Raw genomic sequence first — 18,406 nt, forward strand, 5'->3', positions numbered from 1 at the left:
GACAGGCGAGAACCGCCATTTTACTCGGCCCGGGACCAGGTTCGGGACGAACGTGACGGAATGCGCCCCCCGGAAGCAGGCCAAAGGGATAAAATGCACCACTGATTCCACTCACCCGCCCGGGCCGTACAAAAACAATATGAAAACCCTTGTCGTCGAGGACGCCAAAACCTCACTGGCTGTGGTTTGCCACCATCTGGAAAGACTCGGCAACATTCCGGTTCCGGCGTCCTGCGGCGCCCAGGCCATCGAACTGTTCCAGTCCGAGCGCCCCGACCTGGTGCTGCTCGACGTGGTCCTGCCGGACATGGACGGCTACACCGTGGCCCGGCGCATCCGGGACCTGGAAAAGCCGGGCGAATGGACCCCCATCATCTTCCTCACCGCCATGAGCGGCGACGCCGACCTGGAAAAGGGCATCGCCGCCGGCGGTGACGACTACCTGCAGAAGCCGGTCAGCGACGTGGTGCTGCGGGCCAAGATCCGCGCCATGCAGCGCATCGTGCAGATGCGCCACTCCCTGCTGGTGCTGACGCGCAAGCTGGATGCGGCCAACCAGGAGCTGAAGCGCCTCTCCGCCGTGGACGGCCTCACCGGTGTGGCCAACCGCCGCATGTTCGACGAGGCCCTGGAACGGGAATGGCGCCGCTCCATGCGCCAGGGCACGGAGCTGGCCATCGTCATGTGCGACGTGGATTTCTTCAAGAAATTCAACGACACCTACGGCCACCAGGCCGGTGACGAATGCCTGAAGAAGGTGGCTTCGGCCATGGCCAAGGCCATGGAGCGGGGCGGCGACCTCCTGGCCCGTTACGGCGGCGAGGAATTTTCCATCATCCTGCCGGACACCAAACTGGGCGGCGCCGCCTTCGTCGCCGAGCGCATGCGCCACAGCGTGGCCCAGCTGAAGATGCCCCATGCCGGTTCCCATCACGGCCAGGTGACCATCAGCTGCGGCGTCTCGGCCTTCGTCGCCAGCCCCGAAACCAGCCCGGAAGCCCTGCTCCTGGCTGCCGACCAGGCCCTCTACCAAGCCAAGCAGGCCGGCCGCAACCAGGTCTGCCGCATGTCCACCGCCCCTGCTCCCTGCCCAGCTCCATGAGTCAGCGTCACCCGAAAATTCTCATCGTTGATGACAACGATGTCATGCGCGCCCTGCTGCGCGGCATCCTGCGCAACGAGGACTACCAGGTGGTGGGCGAGGCCCGCAACGGCATCCAGGCCCTGGAAATGGTGGAGCGCATGACGCCCGACGTGGTCTGCCTCGACGTCATCATGCCGGAAATGAATGGCCTGGAAACCCTGAAGACAATCAAGCGGGACTTCCCCCAGGTGTCGGTGATCATGATCACCGGCAACGCCAGCAAGGAAAACGTCCAGGAAGCCCTGGAACTGGGCGCCAACGGCTTCGTGGTCAAGCCCTTCAACGCCGCCAAGGTGCTCGAGGCCCTCAGCCGGGCCTGACCTCCCCCTGTCCTGCCGCCGCCCGGCGCCGGGTCAGAAGTGGTTCTTCCACTCCCGCAGGGCGGCAAACACCGCCACTTCATCCGTCAGCGCTTGGCCCGCCTGCCTTTCGGCGCTGGCCCGCACTTCCGCCTCGCCGCAGCGCAGGAAGGGATTGGTCGCCAGCTCCTCCGCCAGACAGAGGGGCACGGTGGCCTGCCCGGCCTGGCGCATGGCGGCCACCTTCCGCACCCGCTCGGCCAGGGCCCGGTTGCCCGGTTCCACCGCCAGGGCGAAGTCCAGGTTGGCCGCTGTGTATTCATGGGCGCAGTAGACCGCGGTCTGGGGCGGCAACGCCGCCAGGAGGCCCAGTGAATGGGCCATCTGGGCCGGGGTGCCCTCGAACAGCCGCCCGCAGCCGGCGCCGAAGAGGGTGTCGCCACAAAAGAGTGCTGGCGCCCCTTCCCACTGGCCGTAATAGGCCAGGTGACCCCGGGTATGACCCGGCACGGCGAGCACCTGCAACTGCAGGCCCAGGTCGGCGAACTCCAGGCGCTCCCCACCCCGCAGCGGCTCGCCGACGCCTGTGATAGACTCCGCCGCCGATCCCAGTACCCGCACCCCGTCGCCCGCCAGGGCGGCAACGCCGCCGCTGTGGTCGGCATGGTGGTGGGTGAGCAGGATGGCCTCCAGCCGGAGTCCTTCCCGGGCCAGGATTGCCTGCACCGGTGCGGCATCGCCCGGGTCCACCACCAGGGCCCGGTCGCCGCGCTGCAGCAGCCAGATGTAGTTGTCCTTGAAGGCCGGAATGGCCGAGATGCCCCGCAGGGGCGCGCAAGCAGGTAGACTAGTTTCCATACACGCACTATTGGCGGACCGCGTTCCCATGTCAATTCCCGGACTCGATGCCTGGCTGCAATCCCCCCAGGGGAGCTACGTACTCGAATGGGAGCAGGCCAAGATCGACGCCCTGGTGGCGGACATCTTCGGCTTCCACGCCCTGCAGCTGGGCCTGCCCCAGGTGGACTACCTGCGGGACAACCGCATTCCCCTGCGCCTGAAGGCTGGCGAGTCCGGCCTGGTGGATGTGCGCTGCGACCTGCGCCAGCTGCCCTTCGCCAGCGCCTCCCTCGATCTGGTGGTTTTGCCCCATGTCCTGGAATTCCTGCCGGACCCGCACCAGATGCTGCGGGAGGTGGAGCGGGTGCTGATTCCCGAAGGCCAGGTGGTCATCGCCGGTTTCAACCCCCTTTCCCTGTGGGGCCTGCGCCGCTACCTGCCGGGCCAGCGGGAGGGACTCTTCCCCTGGAACGGCAACTATCTCTCGGTGCTGCGCCTGAAGGACTGGCTGGCCCTGCTGGGCTTCGAGGTGGACCGGGGCAATTTCGGCTGCTACGCCCCGCCCTTCGAACAAAGCAAATGGCTGCAGCGCTGCCACTTCATGGAGCCGGCCGGCGACCGCTGGTGGGGCTTTGCTGGCGGCACCTACCTGCTGCGGGCGGTGAAGCGGGTGCCGGGCATGCGCCTGGTGCTGCCGGCCTGGAAAGAACGCAAGGCGCGGGCCAAGGCCCTGGCGCCCATCACTCAGAAGGAAGCGAACGACAATGGCCAATGAGGCAACTGTGGAAATCTATGCCGACGGCGCCTGCAAGGGCAATCCGGGGCCGGGCGGCTGGGGCGTCTTCATGCGCGCCGGCGCCCACGAGAAGGAGCTGTGGGGCGGCGAACAGGACACCACCAACAACCGCATGGAGCTGACTGCCGTCATCCGCGCCCTGGAAGCCCTGAAGCGGCCGGTGCCGGTGAAGCTGTACACCGACTCCAAGTACGTGCAGCAGGGCATCAGCGCCTGGATCCACAACTGGAAGCGCAACGGCTGGCGCACCGCCGACAAAAAGCCGGTGAAGAACGCGGACCTGTGGCAGGAGCTGGACGTGCTGGCCAGACAGTTCCAGGTGGAGTGGACCTGGGTCAAGGGCCATGCCGGCAATCCGGGCAACGAACGGGCCGACGAGCTGGCCAACCGGGGCATCGAGGACCTGCGCCAGAGCGCCTGAAGCCCCATATTCAACGGATTTGATCTAGGCGGCAGATAAAAGAGCCGCCCTTGCCTAACATCGGAAACGTCATGCGTCAGATATTTCTAGATACGGAAACCACGGGCCTGGAGCACAAGCAGGGGCACCGCATCATCGAAGTGGCCGGTGTGGAGATGGTCAACCGCCGTCTCACCAACCGCCATTTCCACAAGTACATCAACCCGGAAAGGGCCATTGACGAAGGCGCCCAGGCGGTGCACGGCATCAGCCTGGAATTCCTGGCGGACAAGCCCAAGTTCGCCGCCATCGCCGCCGAGTTCCTCGACTTCATCCGCGGCGCCGAACTGGTGATCCACAACGCGGCCTTCGACGTGGGCTTCCTCAATGCCGAGCTGGCCCGCCTCAAGCTGCCGCCCGTCGGAGAGGTCTGCTCCGGGGTGGTGGACACCCTGAAGATGGCCAAGGAGATGCACCCGGGCAAGAAGAACAACCTCAACGCCCTGTGCGACCGCTACGAGGTGGACAACTCCCACCGCACCCTGCACGGCGCCTTGCTCGATGCGGAGATTCTGGCCGAAGTGTATGTGGCCATGACCCGGGGTCAGGAAAGCCTGATGATCGACCTGGGCCAGGCACCGGCCGCCGCCGCGGAAATCGCCATGAGCACGGGCCAGCGCCGCCCCACCCGGGTCCTGCGGGCCAGCATCGAAGAGCTGGCCGCCCACGAGCAGGTGCTGGCCGGCATCAACAAGGAAAGCAAGGGCAAGTGCCTGTGGGCGCCGCCCCCGGCCGAGCCTCCCGCCGCATGAGATTTCTCCGCCGTTGCCCCTGCCTGTGGCTGGCCGCGCTGCTGCTGGCCGCCACGACCGCGACGGCGGCTCCGCTCCCTCCCCTGCAACCCTGGATCGACGCCACTCCCGCCGGTGGCGTCCTGGTGCCGCCACCGGGCGTCTATGCCGGGCCGGTACGCATCGACAAGCCCCTGCATGTGGACGGTAAGGGCAAGGTGACCATCGACAACGGTGGCCACGGCACCATCCTCAGTCTCAGGGCCAGCGGCGCCAGCCTCAAGGGGCTGCGCCTGGTGGGCAGCGGCGATTCCCACGACCAGCTGGATGCAGCCATCAGCATCGAAGGCCACGGCAACCTGATCGAAGGCAACGTGATCGAGGCCAGCCTCTTCGGCATTTCCCTCAAGCAGTCGGACCACAACATCCTGCGCCGCAACCGCATCCGCTCCTTCAACGTGGATTCGGCCGACCGGGGCGATGCCCTGCGCCTGTGGTACAGCGCCGGCAACCTGATCGAGGATAACGACATTGCCCAGACCCGGGACCTGACCATCACCAACGCCCCGCGCAACCACTTCCGCCGCAACACCATACGGGACAGCCGGCGCGGCATGAACTTCCTCTTTGCCAACCGCAGCCGCATCGAGGACAACGTGCTGGAGCGCAACTCCACCGGCATCGTCATCATGAATTCGGAAGGCGCCATCCTGCGCCGCAACCGGGTCCTGCACGCCATGGACGCCTCCGGCGCCGGCATCGCCCTGAAGGAGACGGCGGCCATCCTGGTGGAAGACAACGACATCATCCATTGCGCCGTCGGCATCATGGCCGACTCCCCTTCCCATCCCCTCAACCGCATCGTCCTGCACCGCAACCGCCTGGCCCACAACGTCACCGGGGTCAATTTCTACGGCGAACGGGGCGGCCATATCGCCATCGCCAACCGCTTCGAGAACAATCTGTGGCAGGTCATGGCCAGCAATGCGGGGGACCAGCAGAACGACTTCTGGCTGGGCAACTACTGGGACGACTACCAGGGTTTCGACCGCAACGGCGACGGCTGGGGCGACACGCCCCACGAGATTTACGCCTACGCCGACCGTATCTGGATGGACACGCCGGCGGCCCGCTTCTTCCGCAATTCGCCGGTACTGGAGATGCTGGACTTCCTGGAAAGGCTGGCGCCCTTCTCCCACCCCACCCTGATCCTGCAGGACCCGAAACCGCGCATCCTGCGCGGCAAGAGCTGAGGCTCCCTAGAACAGACTCGCCACCACGTCCTGGTCCCGCTTGGCCAGGCGCTCCAGGCCGTTCAGGACTTCCTTCGAGGCGCCATGGTCCCGGGCGTGGGCGAGAAAGCTCTGCACCGCCTTTTCCAGGGGGTAATCGGAAGTCTGCCAGTCATGGTTGAACTGGCTGGCCAGGAGCCGCTGGGCCGTCAGCTTGCCGCTGCGCATGGGCACCAGGGTCACCTGCTGGCCGTCGTGGCGAATCACCACGGCCATGGTCAGGGCCTGATTGGTGACGATCAATTGAGGTCTTCCTTTTTCGGCAGGGGCAGGCGGAAGACGCCGATCCCCTCCTCCTCCAGTTCGGCGAATTCCTCGTCCGAAGCCTGGCCCCGGATGGAGCGCCGGGGCACTTCCTCGTTGTGCATCTTGCGGGCCTCCTCGGCGAAGGCCGAGCCCACGTCGTCGCTGACGCTCATGAGGAAATCCACCACCTGGCGATAGGCAGTCAGAGGCGAAAGGGAGGTCTCCACGGTCGCAGGCGGAGCATCAGCCGCCGGCGCCGCCCCTTCACCGCCCTGGGCCAGGTGGATGCCGGCCGGGATCTTGCGGATCTGGTGGGAATTGCAGTGGGGACAGGTGACCAGGCCCCGTTCCTGCTGGGACTGATAGTCCTCGGCGGATCGGAACCAGCCTTCAAAGCGGTGCTCCTGCTCGCAGGAGAGTTCAAAGATGATCAATTGGGTGCCAGGCGTCGTGGTGCCCGGGACGGGACTTGAACCCGTAAGCCTTGCGGCGGCGGATTTTAAGTCCGCTGTGTATACCAATTTCACCACCCGGGCGGATGCGAAAGGCAGGATTATAGCGGCTTCCCGCCGGGCAGGGCAGCCAGAACGCCAAACGGCGAGGCTTTCAGGCCTGGGTATCGATGATCCTGCCGGTCACCTGCCCTTGCCCATTGACGACGGGGGACGGCGCTTGGGCCGGGTTCTGACTGCCGCCCTTGTCGCCGGCGACCGGTGCCGCGGGCTGGGACTGCAATCCCAATCTGGCGGCCAGATTGGTGCGCGCCACGATGGCGAACATATTGCCGTTGCTGATCGGTTTGATGCCCATGGGAGACTCCCGCCGACGCGTCTACCTAACTGTAGATGATGCAACGGGAAAGTGCGGGAAGAGAATCGGCACGGGGAGAAGCTGCGGCGGAAGCCTGAATGCAAAAAGGGCAGTGCTTGCGCACTGCCCTTTTCAATTTGGAGCGGGAAAAGAGTCTCGAACTCTCGACCTCAACCTTGGCAAGGTTGCGCTCTACCAACTGAGCTATTCCCGCATGAAGCTTTTTACTGCCGGCCGGACATCGATCCGGCCTTGGTGAAACTGGAGCGGGAGAAGAGTCTCGAACTCTCGACCTCAACCTTGGCAAGGTTGCGCTCTACCAACTGAGCTACTCCCGCGTATTACTTTTCAACCTGGAGGCGCGAGCCGGAGTCGAACCGACCTACACGGATTTGCAATCCGGTGCATAACCGCTTTGCTATCGCGCCAGAAACATTCTTACTGCTGCTGAAGAAAGCGGTCAGCTCTCTCCTGGAATTCTGGAGCGGGAAAAGAGTCTCGAACTCTCGACCTCAACCTTGGCAAGGTTGCGCTCTACCAACTGAGCTATTCCCGCGTCGTGTTGATCAGTGCTGCAATCAACGAGGTCCGCATTATAAGGCCTTTCGCGGGCCTGTCAACAGTTCTGCGACGGCAATTATTTTTCTGCGTGCTGGACGATTTGCGGCCAGGCCATGCGCATGTAGTAGCCCATGGACCACAGGGTCAGCACGGCGGCGATATAAATCAACCACGTACCGGCGGCCATGACGTCAATGCCGGCCACCGGCTCCTGCAGCAACAGCAGGGGAATGGCGGCCATCTGGGCGGTGGTCTTGATCTTGCCGATCATGGACACGGCCACGCTTTTCGAGGCGCCGATCTGGGCCATCCACTCGCGCAGGGCGGAAATGGTGATTTCCCGGCCGATGATGACGGCGGCGATGACCGCGTTGGTGCGATCCAGCTGCACCAGCATGATGAGGGCCGTGGCCACCATCAGCTTGTCCGCCACCGGATCGAGGAAGGCGCCGAAAGCCGAAGTCTGGTTGAGGGCCCGGGCCAGATAGCCGTCGAACCAGTCGGTGAGGCCGGCCACGACGAAGACCAGGGTGGCGATCAGGTTGCGCTCCTGCAGGCTGGCCCAGGATTCGGGCACGTAGTAGATGCCGATCAGCAGGGGGATCAGGACGATGCGCAGCCAGGTGAGAAGGATAGGTATGTTGAAGGGCATTCAGTGCAACGCCGAATAGATTCGTTCCGCCAGATCCCGACTGATGCCAGGCACTTCGGCCAGCCGGTCCACGCTTGCGCCGGCGATGCCCTGGAGTCCGCCGAAATGGGCGATCAGGGCCTTGCGCCGGGTCGGGCCGACCCCGGGGATTTCCTCCAGGGTCGAAGTCCTGCGGGCCTTGCCGCGCTGGGCGCGGTGTCCGGAAACGGCGAAACGGTGGGACTCGTCGCGGATTTCCTGGATCAGGTGCAAGGCCGGGTGTGTCGAGGGCAATTGTAACGGCTTTCGCCCGTCGGGAAAGATCAGTTGTTCCAGCCCGACCTTGCGCTCCACGCCTTTGGCGACGCCGATCATGGGCACATGGGCCAGCCCCAGTTCCTCCAGGGCGCTGTAGGCGACGCCGACCTGACCCTTGCCGCCGTCGATGAGGATCAGGTCCGGACAGACGCCCTCCCCCACCGCCGCCTTGTCGTAGCGCCGGGAGACGGCCTGGCGCATGGCGGCGTAGTCGTCACCCTTCTGGATGTCGCGGATGTTGTAGCGGCGGTATTCGGACTTGCGCATGCCGTTGCCCTGGTACACCACGCAGGAGGCCACGGTGGCTTCGCCCTGGGTGTGGCTGATGTCGAAGCACTCGATGCGCTGCGGCAGCTCCGCCAGGCCCAGGGCCTCCTGCAGGGCTTCCAGGCGCTGTCCCTGCATGGACAGGGTGGCCCGGCGCGAGGCGATGGCGATGCGGGCATTCTGCACCGCCATTTCCACCCACATGCGGTGGGCCGTCTGGCGCGGCTCCTGGATCGGCACCGGCCGCTCGGCCAGGGCCGCCAGACTCTCGGCCGCCTCTTCGTCCGCCGGCGGCACATTGACCAGGATGCGGGCGGGAATGGGATGTTCCCGGTAATGCTGGTCGAGGAAGGCGGCGATGGCCTCGGCCGGCTCGCAATCCGCCGCATTCTTGGGAAACAGGGGCTTGTCGCCCAGGTGCTGGCCGCCGCGGATCATGGCCAGGTTGAGGCAGAGCATGCCCGACTCCTGCACCGCCACCACCACGTCCGCATCCTCGTCGCGGCCGCTGTCCACGTACTGTTTTTCCTGGATGCGGCGCAGGCCCTGGATGCGGTCCCGCAGCACGGCGGCCTGTTCGAAGGCCAGGGCCATGGAGGCCTGTTCCATGGCTTCGGTCAGGCGCTGGATCACCTCGTGCTGCTTGCCCTTGAGGAACATGGCGGCCAGCTGCACGTCCTTGGCGTAATCCTCGGCGGAGATAAGGCCGACGCAGGGACCGCTGCAGCGGTGGATCTGGTACAGCAGACAGGGCCGGGAGCGGTTGGCGAAGACCGAATCCTCGCAGGTGCGCAGGTGGAAGGTCTTCTGCAGCAGGTGGATGGAGTCCCGCACCACCGAGGCCGCCGGAAAGGGGCCGTAGTAGTCGGCCTTGCGGTCCGGGGCGCCGCGGAAGAAGGCCAGGCGCGGGAATTGATCCCGGGTCAGCTGCACATAGGGGTAGGACTTGTCGTCCCGGAAGAGGATGTTGAAGGGCGGGTCCAGGCTCTTGATGAGGTTGTTTTCCAGCAGCAGGGCCTCGGCCTCGGAGCGGGTCACGGTGGTGTCGATGCCGCAGATGCGGCTCACCATGAGGGCGATGCGGGGGCTGGAAACGGTGCGCTGGAAATAGGACGAAACGCGCTTCTTCAGGTTCTTCGCCTTGCCGACATAGAGCACCTTGCCCTCGGCGTCGAGCATGCGATAGACCCCCGGCAGGTCCGTCAGGGTCGCCAGGAAGGTCTTGGCGTCGAAGGCCGGCGCTGCCGGCCCGGCCGCCGGGGCCGTTGCTTCCGGAGACTCGCTCATGGCGTCCTCAGCCGAGCCGGTCCAGCTTGTCGCGGATGGCGCCCACCACGGCCTCGAAGCCCTCGGTGGTGAGGCGCCCGGTGCGGGTGTTGTAGCCGCTGCAGTGGTAGCTGGTGAACGTCTCCACGCCGCCGGGCAGCACATGGCGCACGGCATGGCCGAAGGGGTAGTCCTTCACCTTCAGGCCGAAGGTGCGCAGCACCGCCTGGTGGGCCACGGCGCCCAGGATGAGGATGGCCTTGAGGTTCGGCATGCTGGCGATTTCCTGGCCCAGGTAGTCGTTGCACTGGCGGATTTCCACCGGCAGGGGCTTGTTCTGGGGCGGCAGGCAGCGCACCGCGTTGGTGATGCGGCAGTCCTTCAGCTCCAGGCCCGCATTGGCCCAGCCGTCCGCATTGAGGGGCCAGGCCTCGGTGGCGAAGCCGAACTTGTGCAGGGAGGGATAGAGCAGCTCCCCGGCGATGTCGCCGGTAAACGGCCGGCCGGTGCGGTTGGCACCCCGCTCCCCGGGGCCCAGGCCCACCACCAGCAGGCGGGATTCCAGGCTGCCGAAGGACGGCACCGGGCGGGCATGCCAGTCCGGGTCCCGCTGGCGGATGGCGGCCAGATGGGCGGCCAGGCGGGGACAATCGGTACAGTCGGTGGAAAAGGTCTGGGTCGGGGCAAGCATGGGGAAAAAGGTCCGTGACAACGAGGCGGAAAGGCTGAAATGGTACCATGCGGCCCCATGGAAGCCCCCGCCCCGGCGCCCCTGGCGCCCGCCCGTCCCAGCCTGTCCTGGGATATTTTCTGCACCGTCGTGGACAACTACGGCGACATCGGCGTCTGCTGGCGCCTGGCCCGGCAACTGGCGGCGGAGCACGGCTTTGCCGTGCGCCTGTGGGTGGACGACCTGGCCAGTTTCGCCCGCCTCTGCCCCGAGTTGCAGGTGGAACGGGATTGCCAGACGGTGGCCGGCGTCACCGTGCAGCGCTGGGCCGGCGATTTCGCCCAGGTGGAGGCAGCCCAGGTGGTGGTGGAAGCCTTCGCCTGCGAACTGCCGGAAAACTACCTGGCTGCCATGGCCCGGGCGCCCCGGCCGCCGGTGTGGATCAACCTGGAATACCTGACGGCGGAGGACTGGGCCAGCCACTGCCACGGCCTGGCCTCGCCCCACCCGCGCCTGCCCCTGCTCAAGTACTTCTTCTTCCCCGGTTTCGACGTCCGTACCGGCGGCCTGCTGCGGGAACGGGCGCTGATCGGCCAGCGGCAGGACTTCCAGGCCGATCCCCTGGCCCGAAAGGCGCTCTGGCAGCGCCTCGGCGCCACCCCCACGGCGGCGGAACGGGTGGTGTCCCTCTTCTGCTACGGCCACCTCCCCGTGGCAAGCCTGCTGGACGCCTGGGCCCAGGCCCCCTCCCCGACCCTGTGCTTCATGCCCCTGGGGCCGGCCCTGCCGGAAGTGACCGCCTGGAGCGGCGGCCGGCTGACCCGGGCCGGAGACCGGCTGCAGGTCGGCACCCTGCGCCTGGTGCTGATGGACTTCCTGCCCCAGGCCGACTACGACCGGCTGCTGTGGGCCTGCGACCTCAACTTCGTCCGCGGCGAGGATTCCTTCGTCCGCGCCCAATGGGCCGCCCGGCCCCTGGTATGGCAGATCTATCCCCAGGAGGAAAACGCCCACGAGCCCAAGCTGGAGGCCTTCCTCGAAGCCTACAGCGAGGGCCTGGAGACGGCCGCAGCCCAGGCCTTGCGCACCTTCTGGCGCGCCTGGAACGGTCTCGACCCGGTCCTCCCCGGGGCCTGCTGGCCCGCATTCGAGCGGCAGCTGCCGGCCTTGCTGGCCCACGGCCGCCAATGGAGCGATTTGCAGGAAAATCGCCCGGACCTGGCGGAATCCTTGGCGCGTTTTTGCCGAAACAAGCTATAATCACGCGCTTTATTTTTGGCTTGGGCTTTCGGGTCGCGTTTTAACTTATTGCGCCCCCTCGCTTCCTTGGCCAGACCCTCAAATTATTTTCCGCAGGATTGACGATGAAGACCGCCCAAGAACTCCGCTCCGGCAACGTGATCATGGTGGGCCCCGAAGCCCTGGTGATCCAGAAGACCGAATACAACAAGTCCGGCCGCAACGCTGCCGTGGTCAAGATGAAGATGAAGAACCTGCTGACCGGCGCCGCCAGCGAAGCAGTGTACAAGGCCGACGAAAAGTTCGAAGTGGTCCAACTGGATCGCAAGGAAGTGACCTACTCCTACTTCGCCGATCCCATGTACGTCTTCATGGATGCCGACTACAACCAGTTCGACATCGAAGCCGACAACATGACCGACGCCCTGAAGTACCTGGAAGACGGCCTGGCCTGTGAAGTGGTGTTCTACAACGAGAAGGCCATCTCCGTCGAACTGCCCAACTCCGTGGTGCGCGAAGTGACCTACACCGAACCCGCCGTCAAGGGCGACACCTCCGGCAAGGTGCTGAAGCCCGCCAAGATCGGCACCGGCTTCGAGCTGATGGTTCCCGCCTTTGTGGAAATCGGCGACAAGATCGAAATCGACACCCGCACCGACGAGTACAAGAACCGCGTGAAGTAATCCTTCCCCGGGTTCCAGCAAAAAGGGCTGCCGCGGCAGCCCTTTTTCTTTGCCCTCTGGTTGCGGCCATTTCCTGATGCAGGCCTGGGGCGCTTATTCCAAGCCATTCTCCGGCATGGCATCGCCGCAGCCCCCGCCCCACCTGCCTGTCAGCCCCCCGGCCTTCAGAAGTCCTGCCGCAGGCGCCAGTAGCTGGCAAAACGGGGCAGGCCGGTGGCCGTCAGCTCCCGGTAGCGGTAGGTGACCAGGGCCCCCACGGGCGGCGGCTGACGCCGCTCTGCGGCGGAAAAGCCGGTGCCCAGGCTGAACCGGCGGCCATCGGGCATCTCCACCCGCAGCGCCCCCAGCATGCCGGCGTAGCGGCCCTTGCCCGGCAGATGGGCCACCACCCGGGCCTCCGCATCGAGCCAGGGTTTCACCTTGAGCAGCACCTCGCTGCGGCCGGTAACATAGGGCGCATCGGCCCGATGCAGCATCAGGCCTTCGCCGCCGCCCCGCCGCACTTCCTCCAGCCGAGCCAGCAACTGGGCCCTGTTCGCCAGGCGGAACTGCTCCACCGCTTGCAGCCAGGGCACCCGGGCGCCGGCCACCAGCGCTTGCAGGCGCTGCAGCCGCTCGCTGAAAGCGCCCTCCCCACCCGGCAGTTCGAACACCATGTAACGCACCTGCCGCCATTCGGCGTCGTCCGGCAGCTCCCGCCGCACCGTGGCCGAGAGCCGCTCGAAATGGCCGCGCCCGGCCCACAATTCCCCATCCAGGGGCGTGGCCGGCAGCGCCGCGACAAACCAGGCCGGCGCCGCCACCGGGCGGCCGCTGCGAAAGCGCAGCATCTGGCCGTCCCAGACCGCCCTTACCCCGTCCAGCTTTTCACTAACCCAGTAGGCGGCCACGTCCTCCTGGCCCGTGTAGGTTTCGGCCAGGAGCAGGGGCGGCAGCGGAACGGTGGATGACTGGGCCCACAGAGGGCTCCAGCCAAGGGAGAGAAGCAGGAGCAGCAGGCGGCGGATCATGGTGAATGCTCCCGCCTGGCTGCCCGGTTTCAGGCGAGGCGCCCGGCGGCGGCTACGCCGCGCTGGTAGACCGGATCGGCCTGGAGGTCGGCCCAATCCGAAGCAGGCTTTTGAGGCAGCAGGCGCTGCACCCGGGCGGCCCGAACCGGGTCCAGGGCCGGCTGCCAGCGCTCCAGCAACTGGCCCACCGCTTCCGGCGCATTGCACACCAGCAGCATGTCGCAGCCGGCGCTCCAGGCGGCCTGGGCCCGGGCCACCACATCACCGGCGACGGAGGCCCCTTCCATGGACAGGTCGTCGCTGAAAACGACACCATCAAACTTCAAGTTATTTCTCAGATAATTAATCCAGTAATTTGAAAATCCAGCAGATTTTTTATCAACTACCGGGTAAATCACGTGGGCCGGCATGACCGCATCCAGGGCCAGGCGACGGAAGGGCTCCATGTCGGCCAGGAGCTTGTCCCAGTCCCGCTCATCCACCGGAATGGCCACGTGGGAGTCGGCCTGGACCCAGCCGTGGCCGGGAAAGTGCTTGCCGCAGCAGCCCATGCCGGCCTGCCTGAGGCCCTGGATCAGGGCGCCGGCCAGTTGCACCACGGCTTCGGGCTGGCGGTGGAAGGAACGGCTGCCGATCACCGTGCTGCGGCCGTAATCCAGGTCCAGCACCGGGGTGAAGGAGAAATCCACGCCCCGGGCCCGCAGCTCGGCGGCCAGCACATAGCCCAGGTCCTGGGCCGCAGCGATGGCATCGCCAGGCGCCGCATCCCACAAGGCGCCCAGCTTGCCCATGGCGGGAATGGCCGTGAATCCTGGCCGACAGCGCTGCACCCGGCCGCCTTCGTGGTCGATGGCAATCAACAACTGGGGACTGCGCAGGGCCTTGACCTCGGCGCAGAGGGCACTGAGCTGCTCCGGGCTTTCGTAATTGCGGCTGAACAGGATGAGGCCGCCCACCAGGGGGTGGGTCAGGCGTTCCCGGTCCAGATCGGTCAGGGCCAGGCCCTGGATGTCGATCATCACCGGGCCCGGGGGCAGTTGTCGGGGAGCGTTCATGGCTGGGTCTGTTCCAGAATGACGAAGGCGACGGCGTAGTCCTGCTCGTCGCTGAGGGAAAGATGGGCCACCAGCCGGCGCTCGGCCAGCAGGGCGGCAACGGCCGGGGCCAGTTCCAGGACCGGCTTGCCCAGGGCATCGTGGCCGACGCCGATGGCCGGCAGCAGCACCGGGGCCCGGATGCCGGTACCCAGGGCCTTGCCGAAGGCTTCCTTGGCGGCGAAACGCTTGGCCAGGAAACGGGTCTGGCCGGCCTCGGGCAGACGGGCGAATTCCTCCCGCTCCGCCGGAGTCAGCAGCTTGTCCAGGCTGCGCTCCCCGTGGCGGGTGTAGAACTCGCCGAGACGGGAGACGGCGACGATGTCGGTGCCGATGCCGTGGATCATGTTTTCTTAGCCACTGAGGAGTGCATTTTAGCCACAGAGGACACAGAGATCACCGAGAAAAAACGAAAGCACATAGTTTATTGACCTGAATGCTGAGACCTGAGCGATGAGTTGTCCTTCCGGGATTTCGCCGGGGACGTTTCACCCTCTGTGTTCTCTGTGCCCTCTGTGGCCAGGCTTTTTATCGTCCTGCCGCACCGAGCAGCAGCTGCTTCATCTCCCGCACCGCTTCCCGCAGGCCGACGAAGACGGCGCGGCTGACGATGGCGTGGCCGATGTGCAGTTCCTTGATGCCCGGCAGGGCGGCGATGGGCTGGACGTTGTAGTAGTTGAGGGCATGGCCGGCGTTGAAGCGCATGCCGAGGCCCCGGATGGCTTCGCCGGCATCCCGCACCTTGGCCAGCTCGGCCAGCACGGCCGGGCTTTCCTCATCCCGCCCCTGGTTGTAGAAGGCGTGGGCGTAGGGGCCGGTGTGGATTTCGCAGACCTTGGCGCCGATGCGGGCGGCCGCTTCCACCTGGGGCAGTTCGGCATCGATGAAGACGCTGGTGACGATGCCGGCATCGGCCAGGCGGGCCACCACGTCTTTCAGGCGGGCTTCCTGGCCGGCCACATCGAGACCGCCCTCGGTGGTCACCTCGTGGCGGCCTTCGGGCACCAGCATGGCCATTTCGGGCTTGAGGCGGCAGGCGATGCCCACCATTTCGTCGGTGGCCGCCATTTCCAGGTTGAGCTTGATCTGGGTGGTGAGCTTGAGGCGCTCCACGTCCTGGTCGCAGATGTGGCGGCGATCTTCCCGCAGGTGCACGGTGATGCCGTCGGCCCCGCCCAGCTGGGCCTCCACGGCGGCCCACACCGGGTCCGGTTCGTAGGTGCGGCGGGCCTGGCGGATGGTGGCCACGTGGTCGATATTGACGCCGAGTTCGATGCTCATGGTGTTAAACCTCAATGTTCCTGCTGCAAAGTGTCGACTTCAGGGGAGCCGCCGAGAAGCGTCTGCCTCAGAGTTCCTGCAACTCCCGGAAAATCTTCCGGGTCTCCAACTGCTTGCCGTCCAGGTAATGGGCCATCAAAGCCCGCATCAGCTGCTTGGCCTCGGCCAGGGAACGGGTATCAGAAAAATCCTCGTGAGCCAGGTCGAGCAGGGTCTTGCCCGACACCGAGAGGGCCGAATCTCCGGGCCGGGACAACCGTACCGGCCCCCGCTCGATCTGGTAAGCATAGTGGCCGGCGCTTTCCACCGCCCTGCCCTCCGCGTCCGTGGCCAGGGTCAGGCCATAGCCCAGTTCCTGCAACAGGGATTTTTCGAAGCGGCGCAGGTCCGCCTCCTGCACGCCGTCGGCAAAGCAGCGCAGGGTTTCGGCATAGGCGGCGTAGAGGGCTTCGTGGGCGTCTTCCCGGGGCAGCAGGTGCAGCAGCAGCTCGTTCAGATAATAGCCGCAAAAAAGGGCGTGGCCGGCCAGCAGCGGCTGGCCGCCCTGCCATTCGGCCTTCATCAGGGTCAGCACTTCGCCCTTGCCTGCCCAGGAGACCTCCAGGGGCTGGAAACCCAGCAGCAGGCCGCGGATGGCGGAACGAGGCCGTCGGGCGCCCCGGGCCAGCAGGGCCACCCGGCCGAAATCCCGGGTGAAGGCCTCGACGATGAGACTGGTTTCCCGAAAGGGATAGGTGTGGAGGACGTAGGCGGGCTGGCCGTCTACCTTTTGCCGTTGCATGGCGAAAGCCCGGAGGGGAGGAAAAGACGCTTACTCGTAGCCCAGGCTGCGCAGCAGGCGCTCGTCGTCGTTCCAGCCGGACTTCACCTTGACCCACACTTCGAGGTAGACCTTGCCGTCGAACAGCTTTTCCATGTCCTGGCGGGCCTCGGTGGCGATGCGCTTGATGGTCTCGCCGCCTTTGCCGATGACGATGGCCTTGTGGCCGTCCCGGTCCACCACGATGGCGGCGTAGATGCGGCGCAGGTTGCCCTCCACCTCGAACTTCTCGATTTCCACCGTGGTGGAATACGGCAGTTCGTCGCCCAGCAGGCGGAACAGCTTTTCCCGGATGTATTCGGAAGCCAGGAACCGCTCGCTGCGGTCGGTCAGTTCGTCCTCGGCAAACAGCAGTTCTTCATGGGGCAGATACTGGCGGGCTTCGGCCAGCAGTTGCTCCAGCTGCTTGCCCTTGGTGGCGGAAACCGGCACCACGGCGGTGAAACTGCGCTCGGCGGTGACTGCGGCCAGGAAAGGCAGCAGCTTTTCCTTCTCGGCGATCTTGTCCACCTTGTTCACCACCAGGATCACCGGCCGGTCTTCCGGCAGCAGCTTGAGCACGGCCTTGTCCTTGGCGTCGAAACGGCCGGCCTCGACCACGAACAGCACCACGTCCACATCCGCCAGGGTCTGGGTCACGCCCCGGTTCATGGCCCGGTTGAGGGCGTTGGTGTGTTCGGTCTGGAAGCCCGGGGTGTCGACGAAGACGAACTGGGCATCGTCGTTGGTGAGGATGCCGGTGATGCGGTGGCGGGTGGTCTGGGCCTTGCGGGAGACGATGGAAATCTTCTCCCCCACCAGGCGGTTGAGCAGGGTGGACTTGCCCACGTTGGGGCGGCCGACAATGGCCACGTAGCCGGAACGGATTTGCTTTTCGGTATTCATGCTTTGAGTTTCTCCAGAGCCCGCGAGGCGGCCTCCTGTTCGGCAGCGCGGCGACTGCTGCCCTGACCTTCGGTTTGCAGGGCGGCAGAGGCAACCTCGCACAGCACCCTGAACTGCTGCAGGTGGGCCTGGCCGTCGGTGGCCGCCAGGGTATAGACCGGCAAGGGCTGGCGCCGCGCTTGCAGGTATTCCTGCAGGCGGGTCTTGGGGTCCTTGATCGGCTGATCGGGAGCGATGGCGTCCAGCTTGGCCGTAAACAGGTTGCCCACCACGACCTTGGCACGGTCGAAGCCCGCATCCAGGTAAACGGCGCCAAACAGGGCTTCCAGGGCATCGGCCAGGATTGACGGGCGGGTATGGCCGCCGCTCTTCAACTCCCCTTCTCCGAGCCGCAACTGTTCCCCCAGCTCCAGCCCCAGGGCCAGTTCGTGGAGGGTATCCTTCTTCACCAGATTGGCCCGCAGCCGGGACAGATTGCCCTCGGGCAGCTGGGGGAAACGCTCGAACAGGAGGTGGGCGACGACGCAGTTGAGGATGCTGTCGCCGAGGAATTCCAGGCGCTCGTTATGGGGCGAACTGTGGCTGCGGTGGGTCAGCGCCGTGCGCAGCAGGGAGGGATCGGCAAATTCATGGCCCAGGCGACGGGAAAACGCGGCCTGGGGAGCCGTCAAACGGATTTTTTCAGCCACCCTTGCCCTTGCTGCTGCCCTGAAAATCGATATACAAGCTCACCGGACCTGCCAGGGGGATTTTTTTGGCATAGGCGAAGGAAATGACGAGATCGCTGCCGTCCTTGCTGATGTCGAGATCGGAACCTTTGATGACGTCGATGTAGCCGACCTCGGCCCGCTTGTCGAAAGCCTTGCGGATATCGCTCACCGTGGCGCCGGCCAGCTGGCTGTCGGCGGTCATCGCCTTGATGTTCTTGACGATCGACACATACTCGATCACCGGCGGCACCACCTTCATGCCGGTGATCAGGACGAGAACGATGATCACACTCCACATCAGCAACCCGGAAAGACTCACCCCCCGTTGATGCTTACTCAGCATTGCGCTCTCC

Annotated in this window: 23 protein-coding genes and 5 tRNA genes; 8 read left to right on the forward strand and 20 right to left on the reverse strand. The window is 65.6% G+C overall.

Annotation, left to right across the window (positions count from 1 at the left end):
* Positions 1–139: 139 nt before the first annotated feature.
* Both AZSP09_RS03580 and AZSP09_RS03585 read left to right on the forward strand, forming a co-directional pair.
* A complete protein-coding gene (locus tag AZSP09_RS03580; RefSeq protein ID WP_014237533.1) occupies positions 140–1,102 on the forward strand; it encodes a diguanylate cyclase domain-containing protein in 963 nt (320 codons plus the stop codon).
* Positions 1,099–1,464 (forward strand): response regulator transcription factor, encoded by a 366-nt coding sequence (locus tag AZSP09_RS03585; protein ID WP_014237532.1) that lies wholly within the window; start codon positions 1,099–1,101, stop codon positions 1,462–1,464. The genes AZSP09_RS03580 and AZSP09_RS03585 overlap by 4 nt, the downstream gene beginning before the upstream one ends.
* A gap of 33 nt (positions 1,465–1,497) precedes the next feature.
* On the opposite strand, the gene gloB is transcribed toward AZSP09_RS03585, so the two are convergent.
* A complete protein-coding gene (gloB, locus tag AZSP09_RS03590) occupies positions 1,498–2,301 on the reverse strand; it encodes a hydroxyacylglutathione hydrolase (protein ID WP_152089198.1) in 804 nt (267 codons plus the stop codon).
* 28 nt (positions 2,302–2,329) lie between these two features.
* Between gloB and AZSP09_RS03595 the strand changes: the two genes are divergently transcribed.
* The 4 genes from AZSP09_RS03595 (at position 2,330) to nosD (ending at position 5,523) form a co-directional block, all read left to right on the forward strand.
* The gene (locus AZSP09_RS03595; protein WP_152089199.1) at positions 2,330–3,058 is read left to right on the forward strand and encodes a class I SAM-dependent methyltransferase; all 729 of its coding nucleotides are present in this window, start codon (positions 2,330–2,332) and stop codon (positions 3,056–3,058) included.
* Positions 3,048–3,500: a ribonuclease HI gene (gene rnhA, locus AZSP09_RS03600; RefSeq protein WP_152089200.1), complete on the forward strand. Its 453-nt coding sequence runs from the start codon at positions 3,048–3,050 to the stop codon at positions 3,498–3,500. The genes AZSP09_RS03595 and rnhA overlap by 11 nt, the downstream gene beginning before the upstream one ends.
* A 71-nt stretch (positions 3,501–3,571) precedes the next feature.
* Positions 3,572–4,291 (forward strand): DNA polymerase III subunit epsilon, encoded by a 720-nt coding sequence (gene dnaQ, locus AZSP09_RS03605; RefSeq protein WP_130458502.1) that lies wholly within the window; start codon positions 3,572–3,574, stop codon positions 4,289–4,291.
* Positions 4,288–5,523, forward strand: a complete 1,236-nt coding sequence (gene nosD, locus AZSP09_RS03610) for a nitrous oxide reductase family maturation protein NosD (protein ID WP_130458501.1) — start codon at positions 4,288–4,290, stop codon at positions 5,521–5,523. The genes dnaQ and nosD overlap by 4 nt, the downstream gene beginning before the upstream one ends.
* 6 nt (positions 5,524–5,529) lie before the next feature.
* Here nosD and AZSP09_RS03615 read toward each other — a convergent pair whose 3' ends face one another.
* From AZSP09_RS03615 to AZSP09_RS03665, 11 genes are all read right to left on the reverse strand, one after another.
* Positions 5,530–5,805: a DUF2795 domain-containing protein gene (locus tag AZSP09_RS03615; protein ID WP_014237526.1), complete on the reverse strand. Its 276-nt coding sequence runs from the start codon at positions 5,803–5,805 to the stop codon at positions 5,530–5,532.
* Positions 5,802–6,242: a DUF1178 family protein gene (locus AZSP09_RS03620; protein ID WP_152089201.1), complete on the reverse strand. Its 441-nt coding sequence runs from the start codon at positions 6,240–6,242 to the stop codon at positions 5,802–5,804. Before AZSP09_RS03620 ends, AZSP09_RS03615 begins: the two co-directional genes overlap by 4 nt.
* Before the next feature lie 17 nt (positions 6,243–6,259).
* Positions 6,260–6,344 (reverse strand) — tRNA-Leu (locus tag AZSP09_RS03625).
* Positions 6,345–6,414: 70 nt separating this feature from the next.
* Positions 6,415–6,618, reverse strand: a complete 204-nt coding sequence (locus tag AZSP09_RS03630; protein WP_014237524.1) for a hypothetical protein — start codon at positions 6,616–6,618, stop codon at positions 6,415–6,417.
* A 138-nt stretch (positions 6,619–6,756) separates the two neighbouring features.
* Positions 6,757–6,832, reverse strand: a tRNA-Gly gene (locus AZSP09_RS03635).
* 48 nt (positions 6,833–6,880) lie between these two features.
* A tRNA-Gly gene (locus AZSP09_RS03640) sits at positions 6,881–6,956 on the reverse strand.
* A gap of 16 nt (positions 6,957–6,972) precedes the next feature.
* Positions 6,973–7,046 (reverse strand) — tRNA-Cys (locus AZSP09_RS03645).
* A gap of 52 nt (positions 7,047–7,098) precedes the next feature.
* Positions 7,099–7,174, reverse strand: a tRNA-Gly gene (locus tag AZSP09_RS03650).
* An 81-nt stretch (positions 7,175–7,255) separates the two neighbouring features.
* Positions 7,256–7,831 carry a CDP-diacylglycerol--glycerol-3-phosphate 3-phosphatidyltransferase gene (gene pgsA, locus AZSP09_RS03655; protein ID WP_014237523.1) on the reverse strand — a complete coding sequence of 192 codons (576 nt, stop codon included), beginning with the start codon at positions 7,829–7,831 and terminating at the stop codon, positions 7,256–7,258.
* A complete protein-coding gene (gene uvrC / locus AZSP09_RS03660) occupies positions 7,832–9,682 on the reverse strand; it encodes an excinuclease ABC subunit UvrC (protein WP_152089202.1) in 1,851 nt (616 codons plus the stop codon).
* A 7-nt stretch (positions 9,683–9,689) separates the two neighbouring features.
* Positions 9,690–10,352: a uracil-DNA glycosylase gene (locus tag AZSP09_RS03665; protein ID WP_152089203.1), complete on the reverse strand. Its 663-nt coding sequence runs from the start codon at positions 10,350–10,352 to the stop codon at positions 9,690–9,692.
* Between the two features lie 57 nt (positions 10,353–10,409).
* On the opposite strand from AZSP09_RS03665, the gene earP reads away from it, so the two are divergent.
* Together earP and efp are read left to right on the forward strand one after the other, a co-directional pair.
* Positions 10,410–11,591, forward strand: a complete 1,182-nt coding sequence (earP, locus tag AZSP09_RS03670) for an elongation factor P maturation arginine rhamnosyltransferase EarP (RefSeq protein WP_197739047.1) — start codon at positions 10,410–10,412, stop codon at positions 11,589–11,591.
* 104 nt (positions 11,592–11,695) lie between these two features.
* Positions 11,696–12,253, forward strand: a complete 558-nt coding sequence (gene efp / locus AZSP09_RS03675; RefSeq protein WP_014237519.1) for an elongation factor P — start codon at positions 11,696–11,698, stop codon at positions 12,251–12,253.
* A gap of 164 nt (positions 12,254–12,417) precedes the next feature.
* Here the strand turns inward: efp and AZSP09_RS03680 are convergent, their stop codons facing one another.
* From AZSP09_RS03680 to AZSP09_RS03715, 8 genes are all read right to left on the reverse strand, one after another.
* Positions 12,418–13,263 (reverse strand): DNA ligase, encoded by an 846-nt coding sequence (locus AZSP09_RS03680; protein WP_152089205.1) that lies wholly within the window; start codon positions 13,261–13,263, stop codon positions 12,418–12,420.
* Positions 13,264–13,292: 29 nt separating this feature from the next.
* Entirely contained in the window at positions 13,293–14,318 is a 1,026-nt protein-coding gene (nagZ, locus tag AZSP09_RS03685; RefSeq protein ID WP_152089206.1) for a beta-N-acetylhexosaminidase, read from the reverse strand.
* On the reverse strand, positions 14,315–14,704 hold the full coding sequence (acpS, locus tag AZSP09_RS03690) for a holo-ACP synthase (RefSeq protein WP_152089207.1): 390 nt from the start codon (positions 14,702–14,704) through the stop codon (positions 14,315–14,317). The genes nagZ and acpS overlap by 4 nt, the downstream gene beginning before the upstream one ends.
* 181 nt (positions 14,705–14,885) lie before the next feature.
* Positions 14,886–15,638: a pyridoxine 5'-phosphate synthase gene (locus AZSP09_RS03695; protein ID WP_152089208.1), complete on the reverse strand. Its 753-nt coding sequence runs from the start codon at positions 15,636–15,638 to the stop codon at positions 14,886–14,888.
* 67 nt (positions 15,639–15,705) lie between these two features.
* Positions 15,706–16,419: a DNA repair protein RecO gene (gene recO / locus AZSP09_RS03700; protein WP_130458491.1), complete on the reverse strand. Its 714-nt coding sequence runs from the start codon at positions 16,417–16,419 to the stop codon at positions 15,706–15,708.
* A 30-nt stretch (positions 16,420–16,449) separates the two neighbouring features.
* Positions 16,450–17,343, reverse strand: coding sequence for a GTPase Era (gene era / locus AZSP09_RS03705; RefSeq protein ID WP_014237513.1), 894 nt, complete (start codon positions 17,341–17,343; stop codon positions 16,450–16,452).
* Positions 17,340–18,032, reverse strand: coding sequence for a ribonuclease III (gene rnc / locus AZSP09_RS03710; protein ID WP_152089209.1), 693 nt, complete (start codon positions 18,030–18,032; stop codon positions 17,340–17,342). The genes era and rnc overlap by 4 nt, the downstream gene beginning before the upstream one ends.
* Positions 18,025–18,396: a DUF4845 domain-containing protein gene (locus tag AZSP09_RS03715; protein WP_014237511.1), complete on the reverse strand. Its 372-nt coding sequence runs from the start codon at positions 18,394–18,396 to the stop codon at positions 18,025–18,027. Before AZSP09_RS03715 ends, rnc begins: the two co-directional genes overlap by 8 nt.
* Positions 18,397–18,406: the final 10 nt, after the last annotated feature.

The organism is Azospira sp. I09, assembly GCF_009177135.1.
GTDB classification, from domain to species: Bacteria; Pseudomonadota; Gammaproteobacteria; order Burkholderiales; family Rhodocyclaceae; genus Azospira; species Azospira oryzae.

Coding starts and splice junctions, on each gene's coding strand:
- AZSP09_RS03580 (WP_014237533.1), top strand. CDS start 140: ATGAAAACCCTTGTCGTCGAGGACGCCAAAACCTCACTGGCTGTGGTT.
- AZSP09_RS03585 (WP_014237532.1), top strand. CDS start 1,099: ATGAGTCAGCGTCACCCGAAAATTCTCATCGTTGATGACAACGATGTC.
- gloB (WP_152089198.1), bottom strand. CDS start 2,301: ATGGAAACTAGTCTACCTGCTTGCGCGCCCCTGCGGGGCATCTCGGCC.
- AZSP09_RS03595 (WP_152089199.1), top strand. CDS start 2,330: ATGTCAATTCCCGGACTCGATGCCTGGCTGCAATCCCCCCAGGGGAGC.
- rnhA (WP_152089200.1), top strand. CDS start 3,048: ATGGCCAATGAGGCAACTGTGGAAATCTATGCCGACGGCGCCTGCAAG.
- dnaQ (WP_130458502.1), top strand. CDS start 3,572: ATGCGTCAGATATTTCTAGATACGGAAACCACGGGCCTGGAGCACAAG.
- nosD (WP_130458501.1), top strand. CDS start 4,288: ATGAGATTTCTCCGCCGTTGCCCCTGCCTGTGGCTGGCCGCGCTGCTG.
- AZSP09_RS03630 (WP_014237524.1), bottom strand. CDS start 6,618: ATGGGCATCAAACCGATCAGCAACGGCAATATGTTCGCCATCGTGGCG.
- pgsA (WP_014237523.1), bottom strand. CDS start 7,831: ATGCCCTTCAACATACCTATCCTTCTCACCTGGCTGCGCATCGTCCTG.
- uvrC (WP_152089202.1), bottom strand. CDS start 9,682: ATGAGCGAGTCTCCGGAAGCAACGGCCCCGGCGGCCGGGCCGGCAGCG.
- AZSP09_RS03665 (WP_152089203.1), bottom strand. CDS start 10,352: ATGCTTGCCCCGACCCAGACCTTTTCCACCGACTGTACCGATTGTCCC.
- earP (WP_197739047.1), top strand. CDS start 10,410: ATGGAAGCCCCCGCCCCGGCGCCCCTGGCGCCCGCCCGTCCCAGCCTG.
- efp (WP_014237519.1), top strand. CDS start 11,696: ATGAAGACCGCCCAAGAACTCCGCTCCGGCAACGTGATCATGGTGGGC.
- AZSP09_RS03680 (WP_152089205.1), bottom strand. CDS start 13,263: ATGATCCGCCGCCTGCTGCTCCTGCTTCTCTCCCTTGGCTGGAGCCCT.
- nagZ (WP_152089206.1), bottom strand. CDS start 14,318: ATGAACGCTCCCCGACAACTGCCCCCGGGCCCGGTGATGATCGACATC.
- acpS (WP_152089207.1), bottom strand. CDS start 14,704: ATGATCCACGGCATCGGCACCGACATCGTCGCCGTCTCCCGTCTCGGC.
- AZSP09_RS03695 (WP_152089208.1), bottom strand. CDS start 15,638: ATGAGCATCGAACTCGGCGTCAATATCGACCACGTGGCCACCATCCGC.
- recO (WP_130458491.1), bottom strand. CDS start 16,419: ATGCAACGGCAAAAGGTAGACGGCCAGCCCGCCTACGTCCTCCACACC.
- era (WP_014237513.1), bottom strand. CDS start 17,343: ATGAATACCGAAAAGCAAATCCGTTCCGGCTACGTGGCCATTGTCGGC.
- AZSP09_RS03715 (WP_014237511.1), bottom strand. CDS start 18,396: ATGCTGAGTAAGCATCAACGGGGGGTGAGTCTTTCCGGGTTGCTGATG.